This is a genomic window from Thermogymnomonas acidicola JCM 13583 (genome assembly GCF_001316105.1).
Classification (GTDB): Archaea; Thermoplasmatota; Thermoplasmata; order Thermoplasmatales; family Thermoplasmataceae; genus Thermogymnomonas; species Thermogymnomonas acidicola.
Genome location: NZ_BBCP01000006.1, coordinates 114,366 through 120,397, shown reverse-complemented (window position 1 = coordinate 120,397; position 6,032 = coordinate 114,366). Strand labels below are relative to the sequence as shown.

General features: G+C 56.9%; 8 protein-coding genes and 1 pseudogene. 3 read left to right on the top strand and 6 right to left on the bottom strand.

The window, feature by feature from the left end; genetic code table 11:
• Positions 1-194 (bottom strand): annotated as a pseudogene (locus tag JCM13583_RS06760) (MFS transporter); the annotation flags it as partial.
• A gap of 35 nt (positions 195-229) precedes the next feature.
• A complete protein-coding gene (locus tag JCM13583_RS06755) occupies positions 230-1,525 on the bottom strand; it encodes a citrate synthase/methylcitrate synthase (protein WP_075057139.1) in 1,296 nt (431 codons plus the stop codon).
• A 228-nt stretch (positions 1,526-1,753) separates the two neighbouring features.
• On the opposite strand from JCM13583_RS06755, the gene JCM13583_RS06750 reads away from it, so the two are divergent.
• Together JCM13583_RS06750 and JCM13583_RS06745 are read left to right on the top strand one after the other, a co-directional pair.
• Positions 1,754-2,305: an aminotransferase class V-fold PLP-dependent enzyme gene (locus JCM13583_RS06750; RefSeq protein WP_171823501.1), complete on the top strand. Its 552-nt coding sequence runs from the start codon at positions 1,754-1,756 to the stop codon at positions 2,303-2,305.
• Positions 2,306-2,467: 162 nt separating this feature from the next.
• Positions 2,468-2,716, top strand: a complete 249-nt coding sequence (locus JCM13583_RS06745; RefSeq protein WP_171823500.1) for a hypothetical protein — start codon at positions 2,468-2,470, stop codon at positions 2,714-2,716.
• On the opposite strand, the gene JCM13583_RS06740 is transcribed toward JCM13583_RS06745, so the two are convergent.
• The 4 genes from JCM13583_RS06740 to JCM13583_RS12555 all read right to left on the bottom strand — a co-directional run bounded on the left by JCM13583_RS06740 (position 2,696) and on the right by JCM13583_RS12555 (position 4,398).
• Positions 2,696-3,346 (bottom strand): hypothetical protein, encoded by a 651-nt coding sequence (locus tag JCM13583_RS06740; RefSeq protein WP_075057136.1) that lies wholly within the window; start codon positions 3,344-3,346, stop codon positions 2,696-2,698. The genes JCM13583_RS06745 and JCM13583_RS06740 overlap by 21 nt on opposite strands.
• Before the next feature lie 91 nt (positions 3,347-3,437).
• Entirely contained in the window at positions 3,438-3,584 is a 147-nt protein-coding gene (locus JCM13583_RS14010) for a hypothetical protein (protein WP_171823499.1), read from the bottom strand.
• Positions 3,585-3,619: 35 nt separating this feature from the next.
• Complete coding sequence (locus JCM13583_RS06735; protein WP_171823498.1) at positions 3,620-4,183, bottom strand: dienelactone hydrolase family protein; 564 nt, start codon at positions 4,181-4,183, stop codon at positions 3,620-3,622.
• A complete protein-coding gene (locus tag JCM13583_RS12555) occupies positions 4,162-4,398 on the bottom strand; it encodes a dienelactone hydrolase family protein (protein ID WP_162509544.1) in 237 nt (78 codons plus the stop codon). The genes JCM13583_RS06735 and JCM13583_RS12555 overlap by 22 nt, the downstream gene beginning before the upstream one ends.
• A 255-nt stretch (positions 4,399-4,653) precedes the next feature.
• On the opposite strand from JCM13583_RS12555, the gene JCM13583_RS06730 reads away from it, so the two are divergent.
• Complete coding sequence (locus JCM13583_RS06730) at positions 4,654-5,784, top strand: helix-turn-helix domain-containing protein (protein WP_075057135.1); 1,131 nt, start codon at positions 4,654-4,656, stop codon at positions 5,782-5,784.
• Positions 5,785-6,032: the final 248 nt, after the last annotated feature.

Below are 6,032 nucleotides of genomic sequence, written 5' to 3'. Positions count from 1 at the left end.
ATCGCGCCTAGCAGGGCGGAACCTGATACGAAAGCCTCCTCGAACTCCGTGTACTTAAATATGTTGAAAGTCACGAGCACATAGGTGAACACGGATATGACGCTAAGGTCATAGCCGTCCAAAAAATAGCCCATGGCTGAAACGACTGTGTATGTGCTCCTCCTTGGGATGTGAACGCCTTCTGCTTCCCTCACAGGACATACAGGCAGTGTCTTGGCTTAATTTTTTCTTATTGAAAATAAATATACCGCCTGAGGGTAAAGACCACAATGGTGGCTGTCCCTCCAGGGCACCGCAGCCCATGCATCCAAACCCACCCCCCCATATCTGTGCCAGGGGTGTGGGCCAGAGGGTCACTCCCTCTGGTCGATGGCACGTACTTCTTATCCACCTCGCCCACGTAGTTGTCCAGGGGCCTGAACAGCCTGTTGTTCTGCCAGTACTCGAAGAGGTGGGCGCACCAGCCGACCATCCTGCTTGCCGCGAATATGGGCGTGAAGAGCTCTGCAGGCACGTCTATTGCCCTGTAGAGCGGCCCTGCAAAGAAGTCTATGTTGGGCCATATGCCCTTGGTCTTGGAGAGCTTCTCCAGCATGAGCTTCTCCGCACGCAGTGCAATCTGCAGCAGCCTTGAGACCTCCTCAGATGGGTTCCTCTCCTGGTAGAGTTCAAGGTACTTCCTGACTATCTTTGCCCTCGGGTCGTAGGCCTTGTAAACCCTGTGCCCGAAGCCCATGATCCTCCTCTTCCCCCCCTCCAGGGCCTCCTCAATGTAAGTCTCGGTGTTGTCAGGGTCGCCTATGGAGTACATCATCCTGAGGGCGGCCTCATCTGCTCCCCCCCCATGGAGGGGGCCCTTGAGGGTGGCGGCCCCCCCAGCCGTGACGGCAGCGTAGACGTCGGCCAGAGTGGAGCCGGTGACGAGGGTGGAGAAGGTCGATGCGTTGCTCCCGTGCTCGGCGTGTAGTATGAACATGAGGTCGATTAACTTCGCAGCCATCTCGTCCGGCTTCTTACCCGTGAGCATGTAGAGGAAGTTGGCAGAGTGGTCGAGGGAGCTGTCCGGGGGCACGTAGTCCTTGCCCTGCCTGTACCTGCCCATGTAGGCCACTATGGACGCTGTCTTTGCGATGAGCTTGATGGCCCTCCTTATGTTTGCCTGCTGTGACTTGTCCTCCGGGTCCTCGTCATATATCGAGAGCGAAGAGATGCATGTCCTGAGGACGTCCATGGGGTGTGCCCTCCCGGACATCTCCTCCACTATATCGAAGACCACAGGCGGCACGTCCCTCTCCGCCTTAAGCCTCTCCCTGAAAGCGGAGAGCTCCTTCCTGTTTGGCAGTTTGCCGAAGAGTAAGAGGTAGGAGACCTCCTCATAGTTCGAGTTCTCAGCCAGCACCTCAATGGGGGGGTATCCCCTATACCAGAGGCGCCCGTTGGCGCCGTCTATCTTGCAGAGAGTTGTCTCCGCTATGTATATGCCTTCAAGTCCCCCCCTGCTGATTGTGATCTCCTTGCTCTCCATACGACAGATAACGTTAAGATGGTACTTATTTCTATCCATACGGTAAAATTTCCTGCACCATTTATTAACGGTGAAAGTATGTATCACCCATGGCCAGAAGGACACTGATGCATGTGGGCCCATCAGTGGGCAACCTGGATGTACAGATATCCTCAGTGGTCCCGGACGTGGGGGTTCGCGTCCCCAGAGTTCGTGGGCTGGATGGCGAATGCCTGGAGGGTGCCAGGTATGTTATGGGTGTCTCCAGGAACTACTCCTCCTTTGTCCTACCGTACAGCGGCACTGGGGGCCATGGAGAGCGTCACATCGCTCCTCAGGAAGGGCGAGAGGGTGCTTGTCGCGAGCAACGGTGTGTTCGGGGACAGGTGGGAAGGCATACTCTCAAGGTATCCCGTCAGGTATAAGTTCCTGAGGAGCGAGCCCGGGAAGGCAGTTTCGGTGCAGGAGATAGACAGGGAGCTGCAGAACGGTTACGACGTATTCATAACCACGCACGTGGAGACAAGCACAGGAGTGAGGATGCCCATCGAGGAGGTCTCGAAGGTGGTCAGGGACAGGGTATCGCTCATCGTTGTGGACGGCGTCGCCAGCGTTGGGGGGGGCGAGGCTGTGAGTGCGGAGGACTGGAAGGTGGACGTATTCTTCACCGCTTCACAGAAGGCGGTGGGTGCGCAGCCGGGAACGTCTCTGATGGTGTGCTCTGGCAGGGCCATGGAGAGGCTCGGCGGGGGGAGAGCATGGCACCCTTCTACCTGGACCTCCGCAACTGGAAGCCCATAATGGATGGCATGGAGACTGGCATAGGTGGCTACTTCGCCACCCCCCCGCCTGTGGGGGGGCTGTTGCCTCGCTCTCCAGGGCAATGGACCTGATCAGGAACGAGGGCATGAAGGAGAGGGTGAGGAGGCACGAAAGGGTTGCATCCATAATCAGGGAGGGGGGGTGGAGGAGATGGGCCTCCGCGTCCTGGCCGAGGAGGGGGGGCTGAGGAGCAACACCGTCACCGCGGTGCTGCTTGACAGGGAGGGCGCAGGCGAGATAGTGAAGAGGTCCATGGAGCTTGGGATAGAGTTTGCCACCGGGCCACACCCGGCACTCAGGGACAGGTACTTCAGGATCGGCCACATGGGCTGGGTGCAGGAAAAGGACGCCTTTGCAGCCCTATCGGTCCTAAGGAGAGTCGTCTCCTGACCGTGGCCTGAAAATGAACCTGCACACCTTACCATTTTCCGCTATTGTGTGGCTCACCTGCACATCCATGCCGGTGACGCAGCTGAGCATCTTCCTCTCCATGCCGCAGGCCTCCCTGACCTGCGGGACACGAAGAGTATGGGGGCAGTTGAACTGGAGCAGCTCGTAACAGCCCACCCCCTTTATCAGCTGCGGCATGTAACCGTCTTCCTCCCTGAGCCCCTCGATGCGCTTCATGAGCTCCTCGCCCTCCAGGCCAGAACATTTCAGGGAGTAGGCCTGCGCCTGCACCTCGTACCTTGCGCTGATGAAGTCCGTGATCACGGAACGCCTCCCATCCCTCTCCAGGTAGTCAATGAATTCCGTGAGGAGCTTCCCGTATGAGGCCTGCAGGATCGTTTCGGCCCTGTCCGTAAGGAAGAATATGTGCATGGGCCTGCCAACGCCCTGCCTCACCTCCCTCCTTCCGACTATACCCTTCTCCTCCAGGGAGGCCAGGCGCTTCAGGGCCCCCCCCATCCTTGTCATCGAGACTTGTGAGGCCACCTCGCTCAGTGACATCTCCCCCCCGAACCTCTTCAGGGCCCCCCCTATTATCCTGAGATCCCTTTCAGCCGGATCCTCACGCATCGGTTACACAGGCGACCACATATTTGAAATTTGACGGTTTTCCCCCCCGGGAAGTGCCCTCCATGAATCGGCATGCAGGATGGAATGGGGGTTAAGGTCGCCCCCCCGGAGGGCCGCCACCCCCCCCATGCTCTCCTTTGCCACCCTCTTCCCTGGCCTTCCCTTCGACGATCTCTATGGTCCTGGCCCAGTTCAGGAAGCAGGTAGCCAGCAGGTCCTTGCCGAAGTCGTCGTCCACTTATGCCACCCCCCCCAGGTACCTGCTGAAGAACTTCACCGTCCTGTCCCAGGCGTCCTCAGCTGCCTCCTTGTTGTAAGTAGGCCTGGTCTCATTGAAGAAAGCGTGGACACACCCCCCTTGTATATCTTCATCTCAAACTGCTTCTTCGACTTCACCATGGCGTCCACGAGCTCCGGAAGGCCAGCGTTTATTCCCATGTCCTCGCCTGCGTACAGCCCCCCCATAACAGGGCACTCTATGTTCCTCACGTTCTCTATCGGTTTCGGGTTCGAGCCGTAGAAGATCACGGCTGCCTGTAGCTTCTCCTCCGTCACTAGCTGGAATGTCAGACCGCCTCCCATGCAGAAGCCTGTGGCACCCACGTGCGATGGGTCAACAAACGGCTGGGCCCGCACATGGGATACCAGGGCCCTCAGGTCATCGACCATCTGCCTCTCCAGCTGCTGCCGGCCGTTGAAGACTATCTCCACAACCTTCCTGCCGGTTTCATCCAGCTGCTTCATGACCTCCTCTACCTTGGCCCTGTTCTGCCTTTCCTCGGGTGTCAGGCTGAAGAACTTGTACATTGCGTTCTCTATGTTCTTGGGCGTGAGCACCGACTTGTGCCTCGTGTAAAGGTTAGGGGGCAAAGGCAGCGAAGCCTTTCTCTGCAAACCTCTTTGCCACACCCCCTGATCTGGTCCTCCAGCCCCCCCCAGATCTCATGCGTCACTATCACTGCAGGGGCCCTGCCGCTGTCAGGAGTTGCGACATAGAGCTCCACCTGCGTCCCGTCAGATCCCTTAAAGGTTGTCTCCGTTGTCTTTACCATGCTCTATAGATGCAGGTGTGCACATAAATACCTTAGGCATGCGGTAAAATCGAAGCGGGCAATGTTTCCCCCCTGTCCCCCCCGATGGTACAAGGTGCAGTGCAACCGGGATATGGTGCCGCTTTGTGTTCCAGCCATAGAGCAGAGGAGCCCGGGTATCCAGTAAAGCATGCCAGCGTGGAAAATATTATGACTGGATCCAGATAAAGGATACAGATTTATTCAAAGGATACATTCACCACCTGAGCCGGAGGGATGGGAATACCGGAAATATCTGACAGGGAATGGATATACATCAGGACCATGGCCATGTTCAGGAAGCTCGGTGTCCAGGAGACCCTCGAGAACATAAGGAAGGCCATGAAGTTCTACTGGGGGGGAAAGGACTACAGGGTCAGGAGTGAGGCCAGCCTTGTCAGGAAGGTACCCAACTTCAACGATCTCCTTGAGAGGGAGATGCAGACCCTCTCTGAGGAGGAACTGCAGAGGATGAGGGAGGCCCTGTCTGATTCGTACCTTACCATATCCAGGGCCGCCGACGTCTGCGATATCGACCGGTCCATGCTAAGGAGGCTTGTCGACGAAGGGACGATACCGCACATAGAGGTGGAGAACCCCCCCTACTACTCTAGGGCTGCACCAATGAGGCTCGTCAGGCTCTCCTCCGTTAGGAAGTGGATGGAGGAGAACCCGAAGGCGGTGGAGATATCCAGGAAGATAGCCCACGCCGCGAAGAAGGCCAGGGACACCAGGAAGAGGAGGGAGGAGGAGAAGAGGCAGGAGACCATACAGAGGCTCCAGGAGCTGCTCGTGAGGGTGAAGGAGATAGCGAAGAGTGACCCCGTGCCCCCCCTGCTCGCGTTCTGGCTTAAGATACTCGAGCTCTTCAGGGTTGACAAGAAGTCGGTGGCCAGCCTCTTCCAAGAGGCCATATACCAGGCTACTGCGTACGAGAGCGTGGACAGGGTAACGCTGTCCCACATCATGGAGGTGTACGACGACACTCATCCCGTGCTGTGCAAGGACTGCTTCAACAATGCCAAGAGCCTGGGGGGGATGAGTTCCTCTGAATATGCAAGGAAGATAGGCACCTGCGAGAACTGCAAGGAGGTCACGGAGGTCATTAGCCTCGGGCATTATGATGAGGTCACATTCCACTCACCGGTCTACGATTTCTCCTTCGTCATTGACCATGGCCTCGTGAGGAGAATAATATCAGCCAGGCCTGACATAGAGGTTGCGGAGAGGATCAGGGTCTTCAGCGACAGTGGCAGCTTCCTTGACGAGCTGCCCGTTGAGATCGTGCCGTATTCAATATCAGAGATAATAGCGAACATAAAGGGGTGCCTCAGCGCTATCAGGTCTGGCAGTACCGGGGGGGTGTGAAGGAACGCAACACCTGCGGTTCTACCAATGCCAGAATCACGGGGTTTCAATTTGGGTCATTCTAGATTATGATACATTCAGTAGGGTGTGTTTACCCTGAGAGGCTGCCGCTAACTTCTCCCTGGAGGAGCTGCAGTATCATGGTTCCTCCTGGCAATATTCAGTATTTATCCAACCATTCCTGAAGAGTGAGATACCCAATTAATTTGCTCAAACCTTTCTGACCTTATCTTTTCGATAGCCCCCCC

Coding starts and splice junctions, on each gene's coding strand:
- JCM13583_RS06740 (WP_075057136.1), bottom strand. CDS start 3,346: ATGCGTGAGGATCCGGCTGAAAGGGATCTCAGGATAATAGGGGGGGCC.
- JCM13583_RS06750 (WP_171823501.1), top strand. CDS start 1,754: ATGTTATGGGTGTCTCCAGGAACTACTCCTCCTTTGTCCTACCGTACA.
- JCM13583_RS12555 (WP_162509544.1), bottom strand. CDS start 4,398: ATGGTAAAGACAACGGAGACAACCTTTAAGGGATCTGACGGGACGCAG.
- JCM13583_RS06730 (WP_075057135.1), top strand. CDS start 4,654: ATGGGAATACCGGAAATATCTGACAGGGAATGGATATACATCAGGACC.
- JCM13583_RS06755 (WP_075057139.1), bottom strand. CDS start 1,525: ATGGAGAGCAAGGAGATCACAATCAGCAGGGGGGGACTTGAAGGCATA.